This window comes from Tropicimonas sp. IMCC34043 (genome assembly GCF_003390845.1).
Classification (GTDB): Bacteria; Pseudomonadota; Alphaproteobacteria; order Rhodobacterales; family Rhodobacteraceae; genus Tropicimonas.
The window spans coordinates 508,282-525,615 of the sequence record NZ_QMEK01000002.1; the positions used below are offsets into that span (position 1 = coordinate 508,282).

16 protein-coding genes are annotated in these 17,334 nt (G+C 64.0%); 6 read left to right on the top strand and 10 right to left on the bottom strand.

The genetic code is table 11. The features are described 5' to 3' along the window. Positions 1–414 precede the first annotated feature (414 nt). Positions 415–825, bottom strand: coding sequence for a VOC family protein (locus DQG17_RS12190; RefSeq protein WP_116133101.1), 411 nt, complete (start codon positions 823–825; stop codon positions 415–417). Positions 826–1,159: 334 nt separating this feature from the next. After that, positions 1,160–1,591, bottom strand: a complete 432-nt coding sequence (gene soxR, locus DQG17_RS12195) for a redox-sensitive transcriptional activator SoxR (RefSeq protein WP_116133102.1) — start codon at positions 1,589–1,591, stop codon at positions 1,160–1,162. A 63-nt stretch (positions 1,592–1,654) separates the two neighbouring features. Between soxR and DQG17_RS12200 the strand changes: the two genes are divergently transcribed. Further along, positions 1,655–3,103: an MFS transporter gene (locus DQG17_RS12200; protein WP_116133103.1), complete on the top strand. Its 1,449-nt coding sequence runs from the start codon at positions 1,655–1,657 to the stop codon at positions 3,101–3,103. Between the two features lie 271 nt (positions 3,104–3,374). On the opposite strand, the gene DQG17_RS12205 is transcribed toward DQG17_RS12200, so the two are convergent. Further along, positions 3,375–4,226, bottom strand: coding sequence for a helix-turn-helix domain-containing protein (locus DQG17_RS12205; protein ID WP_116133104.1), 852 nt, complete (start codon positions 4,224–4,226; stop codon positions 3,375–3,377). 241 nt (positions 4,227–4,467) lie between these two features. On the opposite strand from DQG17_RS12205, the gene DQG17_RS12210 reads away from it, so the two are divergent. Beyond that, positions 4,468–5,667, top strand: coding sequence for a CynX/NimT family MFS transporter (locus tag DQG17_RS12210; protein WP_157973602.1), 1,200 nt, complete (start codon positions 4,468–4,470; stop codon positions 5,665–5,667). Here DQG17_RS12210 and DQG17_RS12215 read toward each other — a convergent pair. Beyond that, positions 5,600–6,085: a recombinase family protein gene (locus DQG17_RS12215; protein ID WP_232829415.1), complete on the bottom strand. Its 486-nt coding sequence runs from the start codon at positions 6,083–6,085 to the stop codon at positions 5,600–5,602. The two genes, DQG17_RS12210 and DQG17_RS12215, sit on opposite strands and share 68 nt — an antisense overlap. Before the next feature lie 211 nt (positions 6,086–6,296). Here DQG17_RS12215 and DQG17_RS12220 point away from each other — a divergent pair, with 211 nt between their 5' ends. From DQG17_RS12220 to DQG17_RS12230, 3 genes are read left to right on the top strand one after another with little or no spacing between them, the layout of a single operon-like run. Continuing rightward, the gene (locus DQG17_RS12220; protein ID WP_116133106.1) at positions 6,297–7,577 is read left to right on the top strand and encodes an ATP citrate lyase citrate-binding domain-containing protein; all 1,281 of its coding nucleotides are present in this window, start codon (positions 6,297–6,299) and stop codon (positions 7,575–7,577) included. A gap of 12 nt (positions 7,578–7,589) precedes the next feature. After that, positions 7,590–10,301, top strand: coding sequence for a CoA-binding protein (locus DQG17_RS12225; RefSeq protein WP_116133107.1), 2,712 nt, complete (start codon positions 7,590–7,592; stop codon positions 10,299–10,301). A 2-nt stretch (positions 10,302–10,303) separates the two neighbouring features. Beyond that, positions 10,304–10,699 (top strand): acyl-CoA thioesterase, encoded by a 396-nt coding sequence (locus DQG17_RS12230; protein WP_116133108.1) that lies wholly within the window; start codon positions 10,304–10,306, stop codon positions 10,697–10,699. A gap of 27 nt (positions 10,700–10,726) precedes the next feature. Here the strand turns inward: DQG17_RS12230 and DQG17_RS12235 are convergent, their stop codons facing one another. From DQG17_RS12235 to DQG17_RS12250, 4 genes are read right to left on the bottom strand one after another with little or no spacing between them, the layout of a single operon-like run. Further along, positions 10,727–11,806 (bottom strand): isocitrate/isopropylmalate dehydrogenase family protein, encoded by a 1,080-nt coding sequence (locus DQG17_RS12235; protein ID WP_116133109.1) that lies wholly within the window; start codon positions 11,804–11,806, stop codon positions 10,727–10,729. Positions 11,807–11,846: 40 nt separating this feature from the next. Beyond that, entirely contained in the window at positions 11,847–12,911 is a 1,065-nt protein-coding gene (tcuB, locus tag DQG17_RS12240) for a tricarballylate utilization 4Fe-4S protein TcuB (RefSeq protein ID WP_116133110.1), read from the bottom strand. Next, a complete protein-coding gene (tcuA, locus tag DQG17_RS12245) occupies positions 12,901–14,298 on the bottom strand; it encodes an FAD-dependent tricarballylate dehydrogenase TcuA (RefSeq protein ID WP_198666095.1) in 1,398 nt (465 codons plus the stop codon). Before tcuA ends, tcuB begins: the two co-directional genes overlap by 11 nt. Before the next feature lie 15 nt (positions 14,299–14,313). Further along, positions 14,314–14,988, bottom strand: coding sequence for a GntR family transcriptional regulator (locus DQG17_RS12250; protein ID WP_232829416.1), 675 nt, complete (start codon positions 14,986–14,988; stop codon positions 14,314–14,316). 73 nt (positions 14,989–15,061) lie between these two features. On the opposite strand from DQG17_RS12250, the gene DQG17_RS12255 reads away from it, so the two are divergent. Continuing rightward, positions 15,062–16,105 carry an AbrB family transcriptional regulator gene (locus tag DQG17_RS12255; RefSeq protein ID WP_116133112.1) on the top strand — a complete coding sequence of 348 codons (1,044 nt, stop codon included), beginning with the start codon at positions 15,062–15,064 and terminating at the stop codon, positions 16,103–16,105. Here the strand turns inward: DQG17_RS12255 and DQG17_RS12260 are convergent. Continuing rightward, positions 16,102–17,076 (bottom strand): D-2-hydroxyacid dehydrogenase family protein, encoded by a 975-nt coding sequence (locus tag DQG17_RS12260; RefSeq protein WP_116133113.1) that lies wholly within the window; start codon positions 17,074–17,076, stop codon positions 16,102–16,104. The genes DQG17_RS12255 and DQG17_RS12260 overlap by 4 nt on opposite strands. Further along, entirely contained in the window at positions 17,077–17,289 is a 213-nt protein-coding gene (locus DQG17_RS12265) for a hypothetical protein (protein WP_116133114.1), read from the bottom strand. Between the last annotated feature and the right edge of the window lie 45 nt (positions 17,290–17,334).

Sequence of the window (17,334 nt, forward strand, 5' to 3'; positions counted from 1 at the left end):
CCATCCGGGACGGGGTGAAGGCAAGTCCTAAACCGGTCTGGCAACAGGCGGCAAGTAGGACGCCCGAGGCCACAGAATTGGACGCTCTTGGCGTCAGAAAATGATCCGGATTGCCACAACGATGGACGCCCGGGTGCCAGACAGGGACTTCGTACAGACAGCAGGGAAGGTTCGCTTGGGGCCCATATTTGCCCCTGCCGGGCTGCGCGTTTGCTGCGAGTGCAATCGGCTGGCGTCAGCCCCTTGCGACATTCGTACTCGTTGCAGCATGAAGCGGGGTGTCGACCCGATGAGCGGGAACCGGTCTTTCGTTTCGCGTAGCGTGAAGGTCGGCTTTGGGCCGAGAGCGACGGCGCACCTGGGGCAACGACGCGTGTGCCTCCTGCTGCGCCGCCGCATGACCGCTTCGAGCCCTTAGTGCCCAGTTCCGCTACGGTTGGAATGAGAGAATTCGATAAGATCCCAGCGGTTTCCCCAGGGGTCTTTCCAGACCGCGACCCGCCCGTAAGGTTCATCGCGGGGAGGGGATTCGAACTCGACACCCTCGGATTTGAGACGCTGGTAGTCGCTCGCAAAATCTTCTGTCTCGAGAAACAACCAGACACGCCCGCCGCCTTGTTCTCCGATAGATGCAGTTTGGCGATCACCTACGGCTCGGGCGAGCAAAATTTCGGTCTCGCCACCGGGAGGCGCGATTCTCACCCAGCGTTTGCCATTTCCGAGGTCGGTATCCTCCCGGCACTCGAAGCCGATGCGATGGAAAAAATCGAGTGCTGGATCGTAGTCCGGGACCAGAAGCGAAAACAGAGCAATACGCGCGGGCATAATGCGGTCTCTCGAGTGATTTGTTGTCGTTGCTCAAGTGAATCATATGATCGTCCAGAATGACATAGCTTGGTCGGCAGAGGCATTTGGGGAGCGTCCACTTCGTCCCGCACTGTGGACCTCAGGGTCCCGGGCTATGCTGCGCGGTGCCATGAAAGTCCGGTATGGGGAAGCTGCGTTGCGGCAATGGCGATCTTGGCGAGTGGCAACTATGCGCCGGAAGCGACGTCCGCTGATGCCTGCCAGGTGGCTGACCCGCAGCGACGCCGCATGTCAGCTTGGAGCCCATTTCTACGGAGCTTCAGCAACGCGGCGAATGACCGCTCCGGAGAGTTCAGAGCAATCGCGCTCCTGGCCCTTCTTTTGCCAGATGATCGTCTTCGTTGACCAGCGGGCAGCGTTTCACGCTGAGACAACCGCATCCGATGCACATCGCCATCTTGTCGCGCAGTGCCGTCAGGGCGTTGATCCGGCGCGTAAGATCGTCGTGCCAGGCCTCGGAAATCCGCGCCCAGTCTTTCGTGTCAGGCACAGAGTGTGTGGGTTGGCTGGAGAGGGCTTCAGCGATTTCGGAAAGCGGCACTCCCGCACTTTGGGCGACCTTGATCACCGTCACCCGTCGCAGGACCTCACGGCGATAGACACGGTGGTTCGCGCTGTTCCGCACAGAGGCGATCAGCCCCTTCCGCTCGTAGAAATGCAGCGTCGATACCGGCAAACCGCTTCGTTTCGCGACCTGACCAACCGACAAATAGATTGTTGCCATGAAAAACTCCTTGACCTCAACCAATGTTGAGGTCGCAGGCATAGGGCTGTCAAGGAGATCACGATGGCCGATACCAACCCAGATCCGGATTTCAGGAAAGACGCATTCGTCTCGTGGCGTGAATTCCTGGGCAGCGCCTACATGCCAGCTCTGGCCGTTGTTTGCCTCTCTGTCTGGTTGCACGCGGCGGATTCACTGATCGTGGCAACGATGCTCCCTTCGATTGTGGCTGAGATTGGCGGGGCTGGTCTGGTCGGCTGGTCGGTTTCGCTTTACGAAATTGCGTCTGTCGTTGCCGGTGCCGCAAGTGCCCTTTTGACGATGCGCTACGGGCTTCGCGCGCCCATGTGCCTTGCGGCGCTTGTCTTCGGATTGGGATGTTTTCTGAGTGCGTTTGCACCGACCATGCTTCTCCTTCTGGCGAGCAGGGTCTTTCAGGGTCTGGGTGGCGGCGGTCTGGTTGCCATGGGTTTTGTGGCCGTCGGCGTCATCTTTCCCCGGCGCTACACCGCACGGGCCATGGCCGCTGTTTCGACCTTCTGGGGCGTGTCGGCGTTCCTCGGGCCGCTGATCGGCGGCTTTTTTGTCGAGTTTGCAACCTGGCGGTGGGGCTTTGCATTTTTCGGCGGGCAGGCCATCGTCCTCGCCCTCTGGATTGTGCTGCGCCCGGATCACGCACCATCCGATGCCAGTTCCAGAACTGTCTTCCCTTGGAGGCGTCTGGCATTGCTCTGTCTGGCTGTGCTTCTGGTCTCCTATGGGGGCGTGGAGATCGAACCGGTGCAGACCACGCTATGCGTTCTTTCCGGGGTCGCCTGCCTGGTCCTGTTCCTTCGCCAGGACCATCACGCCCAGAACGACCGCTTGCTTCCATTAAGACCGTTTGACTTCACCAAACCGACCGGATCGGCCCTGCTGATGATCCTGTCGCTATCTATTGCCACGATTGCCATCACCGCATTCGGCCCTCTTCTCGTCGTCGCGATCCACAATGCATCCGCCCTGACGGCCGGATACATTGTCGCCTGCTCCTCAATCGGCTGGACCGTGATGGCGGTGCTCGTAAGCGGATCGCCTGAAAGGCTGGACCGTCTGATGATCGCAATCGGGATGGCGCTCGTGGCGGCGAGCATCGCCGGGTTTCTCTACGCCGTTCCTAACGGGCCGGTTTGGCTCATCGCCGTGTTTGCAGCGCTGGAAGGCGGAGGGTTCGGGATGGCATGGACATTCATCCTCAGAGTAACCACCGCCCTTTCCGCTCCGCAAGAAGTGCAGCGTATTTCCGGTGCGATCTCGACCATTCAGCGCCTCGGCTATGCCCTGGGTGCTGCGTATATCGGGATCGTCGCGAATGCGGCTGGTTTCGCAACGATGGATACAGCGGCTCAAACGGCGGAAACAGCTCGATGGATATTTGCTGCCTGTCTACCCTTTGCCCTCCTCGGTCTTCTATCCATGGTGACGCTTGTTCGGAGTGAGCTGCGTAACGGCAGTGGAGCCTTACATGGCTAAAGCAGACCTTGGCGCGGGCGCAGCGAAAGTCCGTTCCGTCCGCAAAGTGTGAGTTCGAAGCTGCCTCGATCTCGCGACCGCTGCGAACGGCCGGTTCGGCGGGCCGCGCTGCGGCATCCGGAGAAGCGGTGAACGGCGGCTGTGGACCGGGAGCGACGGACGCTGCTGTCCGCCAGGTGTACGGCTCGCTGCTCTGCCGCAAGCCCGCTCGGAGTCCAAATTGCTTGATGCTGCAGCGCAGACTCGCTTGGCTCCCAAGGAAGAAGCCGTTTCACCGCATGGCATTTGGGGTGTAGCCGAACACCGCCCGAAATCGACGGATCATATGTGTCTGCGATGAGAAGCCACACAGCACCGCCACATCACGTGCCTTCTGTCCATCCGCGAGCAGATCGCGGGCGCGCTCCACGCGTTGGCGCAAGACCCATTCGTAGGGCGATGTCCCATAGCTGACGGTGAAGGCGCGCGAGAACTGGCGGGAGCTCAGGCCGCTGACCTCCGCAAGGTCGCGGACGGTGATCCGGTTGGCGAGAGATGTCTCGACGGTGTCCTCCACCGCACGCCTTTGCGCGCCTGTCAGGCCGCCGTTGGGGGCCCTGAAATCGCTGGTCACATGCTCGATCACGAGCGCGCGCGCCAGCAAGGTCATCAGGGCATGATCCAGAACGTTGCCCTGGTCGGGGTCCGCCCAATCCAGCACGAGAAGAAACCGCTGGCAAAGCTCTCGCAACGCTGGATCGCAGCCGAACAGGACCCGCGCGGGCGTCGTCGCGGTGCTGCCGGTCGCGAAGCTCAGGTGGCGGTCCCTGAAATAGACGTCCAGCCATCTGACGTAGCCCTCGTTGTTCCAGGCAAAGCAGTCGCCGGCGCGCAGGGTGCAGATCGCTCCGGGAGAGCCCGCAGAATTCGGGCGGATTGCGGTGCGGGTCACCTCGCGGACTTGGCTTCCGCCTCGCAGATAGAGGCTGAACGTATGGTGGTCCGCCGCGCGATAGTGGACCTCGCCCTTGCGCTGCTCCCAGACCGCCAACCCGATGCCCATGGCCGTGACATGGGAGCGGAGGAGGCTTGCCCGAGACCGGAGCGCCCGCGCCACGTCAAAATCGAATATCTCCGGGGCCATGTCGCTCCGTTCTGAACATTGTGGCAGGATCGTATCAGATACGGCCTGATTAGGCGAGATGCGGCGTCCTCGGTTCGGTAGAACACGCCTCGGGATCACCAAAAATCGAGACCGTAGTCATGCCGCTCAACCCCGCTTCCGTCCTCGCGAAAAGAGGGCTCGAGACACCCTTCAACGCCCTGCCGTTCACCGCAGGCGAAGACGTCGCAAGCCTCTCCTGCAACTTCCTGGACGCGGCGCGATGACGGTGGTGAAGGGTTACTCCGCCTGGTCTGCACGGCAGATTGCCATTCTTTGCCTCCTCTGGGCCACTGGGTTGTTTCTCCGAATACCGGTGCTCGCGGTTTCGCCGCTGGCTGGTCGGATCGCGGAGGATCTGAAGCTGTCGACCACCGGCGCGGGCGCCCTGACCATCGTTCCGGTGGTGGTTCTCGCGTTGGCGGCGCCGCTTGCAGTATGGGCCATTGCGCAGATCGGGCCTGCCCGGACGATTGCAGTCGGTCTCCTACTCAGTGCCGCGCTGTCGGCCTCTCGCGGATGGACCTCGTCGGCGGTGGTGCTGTTCGCTGCCACCATTGGCATGGGGATCGGAATCGCGATGTTCCAGACGGCCCTGCCGAGCGCCGTCCGGGGGTGGCTTCCCGCGCAGGCGGCCATGGGAAGCGCGGTTTATCTGAACGGGATGATGGTTGGCGAGCTTCTCGGGGCCGGGGCAACCTTGCCCGTCATCATGCCCCTGGCGGGGCAGGACTGGCGCATGGCCCTGGCGCTCTGGGCGATGCCTGCCGCGGTGATCGCGGTGCTCATCCTGCTTGCCCGGGAGAAGGCCAAGCCCGGCGGGACCAGGCCAGTCTCGCCGGACTGGTCGGATGGCCGGACATGGGAGCTTGGTCTCTGGCTGGCCGGGTCGATTGCCGTCTTCTTTAGCATCAACGCCTACATGGACGTGGCCCTTTCTGCGCGAGGGAACGCCGCGTGGCTCGGTGCCCTGATCGTTGCCTATAATGCCACGGCGTTGCTGGCGTCTCTGGCCATGCTCTGGTGGAAGGCGGCTTGGATCGGTCGCCGCGGCCCGGTCGTCATGACCGGCATCGCCGCTGCTGCCGGTATGATCGGTTTTGGCTTCGTGCCCGGTCCGGTCGGCTATCTCTGCGCCCTCGTCGCCGGCTTCGCCGCATCACTGCAACTCATCCTGATCATGTCGCTGCCGCCAGTCGTGACCGAAGAGTCGAATGTCGCGCGCCTGACGGGCGGGATCACCTTCGTGGGCTACCTCGTCGGATTCGCATTGCCGCTCCTCGGTGGCTTGCTCTCAGATGCCGCTGGCGGTGTCGGGATGATTTTCATACCGACAGCCGTTTTCATTCTCGCTCTCACCGGGGTCGGTCGCAAAAGCGGCGGATACGCGGAGTGCTCGTCCCACATCGGGGGCAAAGTATAGGAGGCCGTAAGATCGAGCCGTCCCGTCCGCGGCAATGTAGACTATGTGCGTCCAGCCGTACGGCAGCTTCGCCGCGATAGATGCGGTTCATCAGCACCCTGTAGAGATATCCCTTGTCGACCAACGTGCCCTGCTTGTTGCGCAGCGCTCTGCGGCGCAGTTCGCGGGCCAGCACGGTCGCTGATCCGACCTCGACGAACCGTTCGAAGATGCCCCGCATGGCGGCAGCCTCGTCCTCGTTCACCACGAGCTTGCGGTCCTTCACATCGTACCCGAGCGGGACGTAGCCGCCCATCCACATGCCCTTCATGCGGTAGGCGCGGACCTTGTCGCGGATGCTCTCGGCTGCGACCTCACGCTCGAACCTCCCCTTTCTCTTGTCGCCTTGGGTCGAATGTCCGACTTCGACGCCTCGCATCCGACGGATTCCGAAATCCGCAGACGTCGACCATCCGTCATGGCCGCATCTGGGCAAGACTCCGCCAAACCGGCAGGCGGTCGCGGTCGTATCGACGCCGGAGCGTCACCGGTTCCATCGGGCCAGACAGGTTTCAGACAGCTACGTCGGTTATTTCTTCTCGAAATTGTCGATCGCAGGGGGCGGTCGAATCAGATTGGGAGGAAGTCTGATGGAGGTAACCGGAATGCTGACCGGCGCGAAGCTGCTTGGTCATGTCGGGTTTCCCACGACCGAAGTACTGGGGCCGGACGCAACCGAGGATGAAATCCAGAACCTGATCGACCGGCACAAGCTGATCTTCATCAAGCCGCTCTTTCGCGGCGGCGTCGGCAAGAAGGGCAAGGCCGGGCTGATCGGCAAGGCCAGCGACCTCAAGACGGCACTGGCCGAGAAGGAACGGCTCTATTTTGCCGAGCACCGTCATGGCAATGTGATCGCCAAGGCAAATGGCATTACGTTCGAGGCCGGGGTACCGGCAGAGCACGAGGTCTATTTCGCGATCACCGATGACAGCCGGTTCCGCGCACCGACGATGACGCTGACCCACCGGGGCGGCGTCGACATCGAGGAACTGGAGAAGCACGAAATCGCCTCGGTTCCCTTCGATGCGCTGACAGGTCTCAAGGCTTTTGTCGTCGCCAATGCGCTGACGGACATCAACGCGCCGCGCGAGATCATCTCGCCTCTGGTCCAGCATCTGCCGAAGCTCTGGGAGCTGATGCACCACTACGGCATGACGACGCTGGAGTTGAACCCGATCCGGATGCGTCCGGGGCGCGACGGTCGCCTGACACCGGTGGCGTGCGATTTCAAATGCGGGTTCGACCGTGACGACGCCCGCGTGGCGCGTCTTGGTCTTCCGGACTATCTCTTTGCCTCCGACATCTCGGCCTTCGAGCAGGAGGTGAACAGGCTGCGGACCCATCAGGGTCAGTCCGACGTGTTTGTCATCAACGACAAGGGCACGATCCTTGCCCCGACCTTCGGCGGCGGCGCCAACAGCCTCGTCACCGAAGTCCTGGGCGACGCGGCGATCATCTCGTCGGATTTCGGCGGCAACCCGCCCTACGAAAAGATGAAGGCGGTGGCGTCGATCTGCTACCGGCATTTCCTGGCCCAGACGAACGTGCTGTTCATCATCGGCGGCAAGTCCAACAACACCGACATTCTGGAAACCTTCAGGGGAATGGGCGACGCCCTGCGCGAGCATTTCTCGGCGCATGGGCCGACGCCGCTTTATGTCGTCGTCGGACGGGGCGGGCCCAACCTCGTGCGGGGCATGGGCAACCTTGCCGATACGCTCGACAGCCTCGGCCTGCCCTACCGGTTCTTCGGGTTCGACAGCGCCATTTCCGAGGTCGTCAATTACGCCAAGAAGGTCGACCTGTGGATGCGCGACGGCGGCAGGGCCGAGATCGCGCGACATCTCGGCATCACCGAAGCGGCCTGAGGGAGAGAGATCATGCATCGCCAAGGAATCGAGAATTTCCCCTATTATCTGGGGCTGAACTCGCTCGATCAGATCGCCACGCGCGAGGATCGGGTCTGTGTTCTGAACATCCTGGGGGGCGAATCCCGTCAGGTGACGCCCACCAGCCATGCGTTTTCGGGCGGAAACGTGGTGTTCGGCACCTCGCCGGGCCGCGCCGGGCAGAAGCTGAAAACGCCGGTCGGTGACATTCCGGTCTTCAACAACGTGCGCGAGGGCGTGAATGCCGGCCACGCCTTCAATGTCGGCGTCGTCTACCTGCCGCCGACCAGCGTGCGCGACGGGGTGGCGGAGCTGATCCGGGTCAATCCCAAGCTGACCAAGATCGTGATCATCACCGAAAAGATCTCCGTGCACGATGCCCGCGAGGTTCGTGCAATGGGGCAGGCCAACGGTATCGACATCATCGGCGGCAACTGCCTTGGCGTGGCCGACAGCTGGAACCGGATCCGGATCGGCGGTGCGCTCGGCGGCGATCGACCGGAGGAATCCCTGCTGAAAGGGTCGGTGTCGATCTTCTCGAATTCCGGCGGTTTCACGACCACCATCGCGCAGTATCTGTCGACCGAGGGCTGGGGCACCACCACGCTGATTTCTTCGGGCAAGGACGTCTATATCCATTATGCGGCGCGCGATTTCGCCCATGCCCTGCAGAACGATGCCCGGACCAAGGCCGCCGTGCTCTATGTCGAACCCGGCGGCTATTACGAACACGGCGTCACGTTCGGCAAGCCGACGGTCGCCTGTGTCGTCGGGCGCTGGAAGTCCAAACTGACGCGTGCCGTCGGTCATGCGGGTGCGATGGCCGGGTCTGGCGATTCTGCCGAGGACAAGGAAAACTGGTTCCTCGAGGCTTTCGGGGTCGACCGCGCCTTCACGCCCGACGATCCGGTCGTGTCAGCCAAGGGCGCGCTCGTGACCAACATCGCGGACATTCCGGCGGCGCTGACGGCGGTGATGAAGCTGAATGGCGTGGCGCCCGACTTCGCATCGACGGGAAGTCTGGCGCTGAAGCCGTGGATCGCCAACGATCAGGGGCTGAGGCTGCCGGAAGACCTGGCGATGCCGGTTGTCGAGGCGCCGGAGCCCTACAACGCGCAGATCGCGAAGCTCAGCGAACAGGTCGGCGCGGTTATCGCGCGCCAGACCATGAAGGACAAATCCGGCGCCTCGGTGATGGATCCCAATACCCAGGTCACCAGCGTTCACGGGCATTCGGTACTCGACATGGCATTGGAGCCGCTCGAGGCGATTTTCGCGCTGCCCCTGGTGCATGAAATTGCGACCGCGAACGACCGGGCAATGCTCGATGTCGCCGTCGCCGCCGAGGTGAACCTGGTCGGCGATCCGATCCTCGTGGCGACCGATGCGGCACGGGAGGCCGGCAATTCACCCAATACGGTGATGGCGGCCGCCGCGGCGATCGTCGGGCCGAACCGGGTCCGGCGGGCGCTCGACTGCGCCAGCGCCTTGATCGGGCTCTTTGCGCAGTCGGGGTTGAAGGACGGCCGGGATGAAGGCTTCGACTTCTCCAACATCCGCATCGACGACGAGACCCGCGCGCTTTTTCTCGCGACCGAGGCGGAAGCCGACGACCCCCGGCCGGAAGCGATGCTCGCCGCGATCACGGCGCGGGGCGGCAAGTCGGTTTTCCTGAAGTTTCTCGGAACGCTCGGCGGCCGGCTGTCGCGCGACGCAATCCTGGCCGCGATCTCGACGACGATCGCCTGGGGCCCGCTGATGCGCAAGCGCATATCGCGGCTGACGGCCGAGACGCTGCCCTGGTATCTGCGGCTCTACGGCGTGATGGTCGGGGCGACGATCCCTGGCGAACACCATCAGCACGGTTCTCTCTACGGCATCCCGCGCGAGGATCGCTTCGGCAAGTGGACCATGGCGGACATCTGCTATCTGGCGATGACGGGCAAGAAGCCGTCGAAGGAAGAGACTCTGCCACTGCAGATCCTGATCGGGCTGCTGATTTCCAACGGCCCGGGCTCGATCTCGGCGCAGGGCGCCAAGGGGGCGGTGGCCGCGGACGGCCCGCAGACACCGGAACGGGTGCAGATCAACAAGGCGATGATGGGCTTTCTGACCCACTCCGGCTACAGCCACGGCGGCAACGGGTTCGAGGGGATGGCCTTCCTGCTCGACCAGTTCAAGGATGCCGAACTGCACGACCCGACCGACCAGAACCACGGGCTTGACCTCAAGACCATGGCCCGCGATTTCGCGCTCAACTACAAGCGCGAGAAGGCGAAAGCGAAGGAGCTTGGCGCCGAGGTCCGCGCCCTTCCGGGCATTCATCACCCGGTCTTCAGGGGAAAGGCCGAAAATTTCGACCCGCGCGAGCGGTTTGTCGCGGCGTTCATGGAAAAGCGTGGCGATTACAACGTCTTCCACGAATACTACCGCGAAGTCGTCCGCGCCCTCTTCGACGTCGGGGCCAGCCGCTATGTCTTCTGCGTCAACGTCGACGCTATCATTGCGGCACTGCTGCTGGCGCTTCTGTGGAAGGATTACAAGTCGGGCGCGCTGACGACACGACATCTGGAGAACGCGGCTTTCACCGTGTTCCTGTTCGGGCGGATGATCGGATCGGCAGCCGAGATCGACGATCATCTCAATCGCGGCCGCAACATGGACACGCGCACGCCCGCCTCCGAGTGTCATTTCGTGGCGTGACCATGGGGGAGTATCACGAGCCCCCCAAGGATCAGCCGTCGATCCGCACGATCGCCATGCCGGCCGACACCAACCCTGCCGGTGATATCTTCGGGGGCTGGCTGATGTCCCAGATGGACCTGGCGGCGGGGAATCTCGCCGCCCGGGTTGCCGGGGGCCGCAGCGCAACCATCGCCGTCGATGCCATGAAGTTCCACCGGCCGGTAAAGGTGGGGGACGAAGTCACGCTCTTTGCCAATCTGGTGAAGGTCGGCCGCACGTCCATGCACATTCACGTCGAGGCCTGGCGCCGCCATCGCTTCGGGGAGCGTTCGGAACGGGTGACCGAGGCGACGTTCATCTTCGTGGCACTGGACGCAGAGGGTCGACCGAGGGAACTGCCGGTCAACCGCCCTTGAGTAGGGCGGGTCATGAATTTCGCCGGGTCACGCCGATGGCGGCAAATCTCGCAAGCCTTCAGCCACGGCCTGGGCGAAGCCACGTGTATCAAGGTTTCCGCCCAGGTCCCTGGTTCGCGTGGACGGGTTGGCGATCGTCGTGTCGAGCGCATGCAGGATCGCTCGACCGGCATGCGCCAGATCCGCGCGCCGACGGTTTGCACCCAGCCATTCCAGAAGCATGCCGCTCGATCCGATCAACGACGCGGGGTTGGCGATGCCTTTGCCGGCAATGTCCGGCGCCGAGCCGTGCTGGGCCTGGGCCATCGCCATACCGTCGCCGGCGTTGAGTGACGCGGCGAGCCCGAGACTTCCCGACAGCTCTGACGCGAGGTCCGACAGGATATCGCCGAACATATTGGTCGTGCAGACCACGTCGAACGCCTCCGGACGCCGGACAAGGTGCGCACAGGCCGCGTCGACGATGAGTTCGTCATACACGACCTCGGGGTGCCGCGCTGCGACCTCCCGGCAGCAGGACAGGAACAGCCCGTCCGTCACCTTGAGCACGTTCTGCTTGTGCACCGCAGTCACCTTCTTGCGACGCTGCATCGCCCCGGCGAAGGCCGCTTCCGCGATCCGCATCGACGCGTGGCGGGTGATGCGCCGCATGGCCAACGCCACATCGGCCGTGACCTGCAGCTCGCCCGAGCCGGTGTGCATGCAGCGATCCGCGTAGAAACCCTCGGTGTTCTCCCGGTAGATCACCAGATCGAACGCGGCACCGGTGGCCGATTTCAATCCCTTGCGCGTCGCCGCCGGCCGGATATTCGCATAGAGATCGAGGCGCTTGCGCAGCTCGCCCGAAGGGTTGAGCCCGCCCTCTTCACGGGCCGGATAGTCCAGGTGCGAGACAGGCCCGAGGATCAGGGCATCGGCCTCCCTGGCCTGGGCAAAGGCGGCGTCGGGAAGGGTCGAGCCTTGGTTCCGCAAGGCGGCAAAGCCGATCTCGATCTCGGAGAAGGCGAAACCGAGGTCGAAGTGGCGGTCGGCGGCGTCCAGAACCAACCGGGTCGCAGCGGAAATCTCGGGCCCGATTCCGTCTCCGGGCATGAAGGCGACTTTCATGAAGCGTCTCGCTGTTCAGGTTTGCAGAGGCGGGCGCGGCCTAGGCGCGGCGCTTCTGCTCTTCGACTATGAGGGTCGCAAAGCGGTAGAACCCGTGGATCATCTTGGTGAAGGGCAGAAGCAGGAAGAAGGCCACGATGCATCCGAGGTGGATCGCCAGCAGGCTCGGAACCGCAGCGGTGCCGGTTGCGGCGTAGAGCGCAAGTCCGGTGGCGCCGGTGGCACCCAGCAGCAGGACAAACGCCATCTCGCCGCCCCAGACACGCGCCGCACCGAGCGCCGGATCGGCCTGGGTCTTGAGCCACGCAAGGCCCGCGCAGCCGACGGTCAGCAGGATGCCGCCCGGTACGCCCAACAGTTTCGGCAGGCTGAACAGCCCATAGGGCGCGGGGATGGCAAAGGCATAGTGCAGGATGGTTCCCGACACCGTTGCCGCGAAGCACAGCAGGAAGCCGTACATCACCGCCTGGTGGAACCAGCGCCGCCGGTCGGAATATCGGTCTTCCTTTTCGAAGTTGCAGCCCTGGCCCTGACCGCCATTGAGGTTTTTCATCCGCGCCGCCGAGGCGCCGGCGGCCAAAACGTCCCGCCAGCGAAGTCTCTCGCCCCCGATCTCGCGCCAATAGGCACGAAGACTGACCGCAACCGAGGCGAGCGGCAGAAGAAATGCGGGCAGGAACAGCGCGAGGATCGTCCCGTGTGCAAGATAGGCGTAGAAACCGCTCCCGCTCTCGGGACGGAAGGCTTGAAGCAACCCGAAGAGAAGCACGAAACCCGCCAGCAGAGCCGCCGCAATGGCAACGCCGCTTTCATTGAACAGCCGGGCCAGCGGGCGCGGCCAGGCATGACGCTCCCAGCTTTCCTGCCGCACCTCGGCGAGGGCGGCGGGGAAGTTCAGCGCGAACTCGTGCGGCTCGGTGTATTGGCAGGAATAATAGCAGCCCCGGCAGTTGTGGCAGAGGTTCGCGAGATGCGTTATATCGCCATCGGCGAAGACCTTGCTGCGGGTAAGCGCTGGAAAGACCGAACAGAAGCCCTCGCAATAGCGGCAAGCGTTGCAGATTTCGGTCTGGCGGCGGGCTTCCGCGATGAGCTCAGTTGACATGGGCTGCGGCCTCCCGGCCCGCGATGCGTCCGAAGACTGTTCCTATGGTCATGCCGAATCCGGCGAGATAGCCTTGGCCGAGGATCGAGCCTGCCATGATCTCGCCCGCCGCCCAGAGGTTGCGGACCGGGCCTTGGGCGGTATGCACCTGCGCCCGGTCCGAGACCTTCAGGCCCAGATAGGTGAAGGTGACGCCGGGGCGAAGCTGGTAGCCGTAGTAGGGCGGCGTATCGAGCGGCCGCGCCCAGTTGGTCTTGGCCGGGGCAAGTCCCTCGGTCGCGAGCCCGTCAAGCTCGGTTGGATGAAACCGGCCCGGACGGCAGGCGGCGTTGAACTCGGCGACGGTCGCGGCCAGCCTGGCGCCGTCGAGGCCCATCTGGGTGCCCAGTTCCTCGATGGTGTCGGCGCGGTTCGGCGGAAAGACCGAGGGCATGAAAAGGTCGATGGACTTGGCGTCGATGATGGCATAGCCGACCTGATCGGGCTGCCCCGCGACCAGCCGGCCCCAGATCGCATAGCGCTTGGGCCAGACATCCTCGCCCTCGTCATAGAACCGCTCGGCATCGCGGTTGACGACAATGGAGAATGGCACGCAGTCGAGCCGGGTAACGATGCCGCCGTCGAATTTCGGCGCCCGCCCGTCGATGGCGACGGCGTGGCACTGGGTCGGGTCGCCGACGCTTTCGCAGCCCTGGTCGAGCATGTCGCGCAGCACCACGCCTCGGTTGTAGGGCGTGCCCCGTATCAGGAAGTTCGCCGCCGCCGGGCCCCAGGCACGGGTCAGCCATTCGAGGTTCGACTGGAACCCGCCCGAGGCGAGAACCGCCGCCCGCGCCTCGATACGCACGGTTTCACCACCGATCCGGGCCTTCAGATACCTGAAGCTGTCGCCCTCGAGATGCACATGGGTCACTTCAGCGTCGTAGGCGACCGTGACGCCCAGATCTTCGGCGGTGTTGTAATAGGCGTTCACCAGTGCCTTGCCGCCGCCGAGGAAGAAGGCATTGGTACGCGACAGCGACAACGTGCCGGACAGCGAGGGCTGGAACCGCACGCCATGCGCCTCCATCCACGGCAGGCATTCCTCGGAAGACCGGATCGCGAGACGCGCCAGCGGCTCGTCGGTCTTGCCCTTGGTGACAAGCATGAGGTCGTCGAAATATTCGTCCTCCCCATAGCTGTTCGTCAGCACCGAAAGCGGACCCTGGTGCATGCATCGGAAGTTGCGCGTATGGCGGCTGTTGCCGCCGCGATAGGGTTTGGGCGCCGATTCGAGGATCAGGACACGCGCGCCGGTTTCAGCGGCAGTGATCGCGGCGCAAAGGGCGGCATTGCCGCCGCCGACGACGACGATGTCCCAGGGGCCGTTCAGGTATGCCGATGTCATGGGTCTCTCCGTTCCCTAGCTTGCGTCGATGGGGCGTTCGCGGCAGCGTAATACTTTGAGCCGGACCCGGTGCGCCGCCTCGATATGCGCGCGCATCAGGGCCTCGGCCCGGGGTCCGTCGCCGTCCTTGAGCGCGCCCAGCACATCGGCGTGCTCCTTGACGGCCTGACTTGCCCGGTCCGCCTCTACCAGCGTCGACGGCCCGATGATGAGCAGCGCCTTCTGCAGCGCGTTGACCGACTTGACCAGGTAGCGATTCTTGGCCGCGTCGAGCAGTGTCATGTGGAACTGGCGGTTGAGCAGATAGGCCGCACCCGCATCCTGCGCCATGGCAAGCTCGTCATTCAGCGCGACCAGCTCGTCGAGCTCCAGATCGGATGCGGCCCGGGCGGCAAGGCGGGCGGCGGTGCCCTCCAGCACGGCCCGCATTTCGTAGAGCTCCATCACCTCCGAGTAATCCAGCACCCGGATCGTGGCACCCTGGCGCGGTACATGGGCGACGATGCCATCGGCCTCCAGCAGCCGGATCGCCTCGCGCACAGGCGTTCGGCTGATCCCGAACCGCTCCGCCAGCTCGGTCTCGCGCAGCCGCGCGCCCGGAAGCAGATCGCCACGGCTGATCTCTTCCAGCAGGCGGCGATAGGCGCTGTTGCCCTGCGGGCCATCCTCGAAGTCGGTTGGGTCAGTCACTCGAAACACCTGTTGTCGGATTGTATCCAACCGGATACGATAGGATTCAATAAACGTCAAGGAAGGAATCAGCATGACCCCGCTCCAGCGACTTCCGCCACGTATCCTGACCGTGATGATTGCGGCGTTGGGTGTGGCAACCTTCGCGATTGCGGGCTTGCCTCTGCCCTTTCTGTTCGGGCCGATGGCCGCCTGCCTGATCGCCGCGCTGTTCGGCGCGCCTCTGAAGGGACTGGGCCAGATCTCGGTCGCGGCGCGGACGATCCTTGGCGTCGCCGTCGGCGCGTCGATAACCCCGGACCTCTTGCACCAGGTGCCCCTCATGGCGGCCTCGGTGGCGCTGATCCCGGTCTATATCGCCCTGATCGCCCTCATCGGCGTCCCGTTCTTCAACCGCTTATGCGGCTTCGATCCAGTGACCTCGTTCTATGCCGCGATGCCGGGCGGATTGCAGGACATGGTCATCTTCGGCGAGGCAGCGGGGGCCAATGTGCGCACGCTGTCGTTGGTCCATGCCACCCGGATCCTGATCATCGTCACCGTCGCGCCCATCGTGCTGACCCAGTTCTACGGCGTGTCCCTGACCAAGCCGATCGGCGCCCCGGCGGCGGCGATCCCGCTGAAGGAACTGGCGCTGATGGCGGTCGCGGCGCTCGTCGGCTGGAAGGGCGGCGAGCGCATCGGGCTCTTCGGCGCCTCGATCCTCGGGCCGATGATGGTGGCGGCGGCGTTCTCGCTCGCCGGGTGGATCCACATGCGCCCGCCGAAAGAGGCGATCCTGATGGCGCAGTTCTTCATCGGCATGGCGATCGGGGTCTTCTATGTGGGCGTGACCCTGCGCGAGCTTCGGCAGGTCGTGGTGTCCGGCGTCGCCTTCGTCCTGATCCTGGCAGCGCTCGCCGCGGCCTTTACCGAGATCGTCACGCTTGCCGGCTTCGCGGGTCCGGTCGAGGCGTTCCTGTCCTATGCGCCCGGCGGGCAGGCCGAGATGACGGTGCTTGCCATCGTCACGGGCGCGGACCTCGGCTTTGTCATCACCCACCACCTGACCCGAATCGTCCTGGTCATCGCCGGCGCGCCGATAGCCGCACGACTGCTCGGGGTGCGGAAGCGTTAGCCCTTCCAGACCTCGGGATTGATCATGTGAACGGGTGCGCCTGCCGCGTAGGCATTGATCTGGTCGTAGATGTCGGCGAACTGGAGATCCAGTTCGTCCTCGGTCACATAGCCTATGTGGGGTGTGGCGATGACGTTGGGATGCGAGGCAAGCGGGTCGTCCGGATCCGTGAGCGGTTCGGTGTCGAACACGTCCAAGGCGGCCATGCCGGGGCGTCCGGCGTTCAACGCTTCCACAAGCGCGCCAGGCTGGACGAGGCCCGCCCGCGAGGTATTCACGAAGACCGACCCGGGCGCCATCGCCGCGAAATCGGCAGGCGTGATAATCCCGCGTGTCACCGGTTTCAGGCGGACATGCAGGCTGACCACGTCGCACGCGGCAAAGAACGCCTCGCGGCTTTCGGCGACGCGCTCGCCATCCGCCGAGGCCCGGGCGCGTCCGTCTTCGGACGCCCACCACAGCACTTCCATTCCGAACGCTCGCGCATACCCCGCGACCGCCCGGGCGATGCGACCATAGCCGTAAAGCCCGAGCATACGCCCCCGCAGCGACTTGCCGACGCCCATCTGCCAGCGCCCTGCGCGCAAGCTGGCCATTTGCTGCGGAATCTGGCGCATGGCCGCAAGGATCAGCCCCCAGGTCAGTTCGGCGGCGCCATGGGAGGGTGTGTCGGAGTGCATGTTGGAGCACAGCAGCACGCCGTTCGCGGTGCAGGCCGGAACATCGACGTGCGGGTAGACGCTGCGCTGCGAGACGAGCCGCAGCTTCGGCAGGTTTTCCAGCAGCCCGGCGGTGACCGGCGTGCGCTCGCGGAAAAGGACCAGAACCTCAGCCTCCTGCAGCCGTTCGGACAGCACGTCTTCGTCAACGACATGGTCGGTCCAGATCGTCACATCATGTCCGTCGAGCCGCGCGAAGGAGGGCAAGCCGCGCAGCGTATCGAACCAGTCGTCGAGAATATGAACCTTCATTTACGGCTGTCGGGGTGTCGGCACATGGGGGTCCGCGTCCAGCGCCTGCAGCGCGGCATTGACCCTGTTGCGCTGTGCAAGCAGGTGGTTGAACTGAGCGTCACACCCGGCAATCGGTGTCGGATACCCCGAGATTTCGTCCGCAATCTGTCGTCCGGCCGCCTTAAGCTCGGCTTTGGCCAGCGCGATGAAATCGGAAATGTCTGGTGTCATTTTGCGCCTCCTAATTGTATTTGACGGCATAGATGTCGATGAACC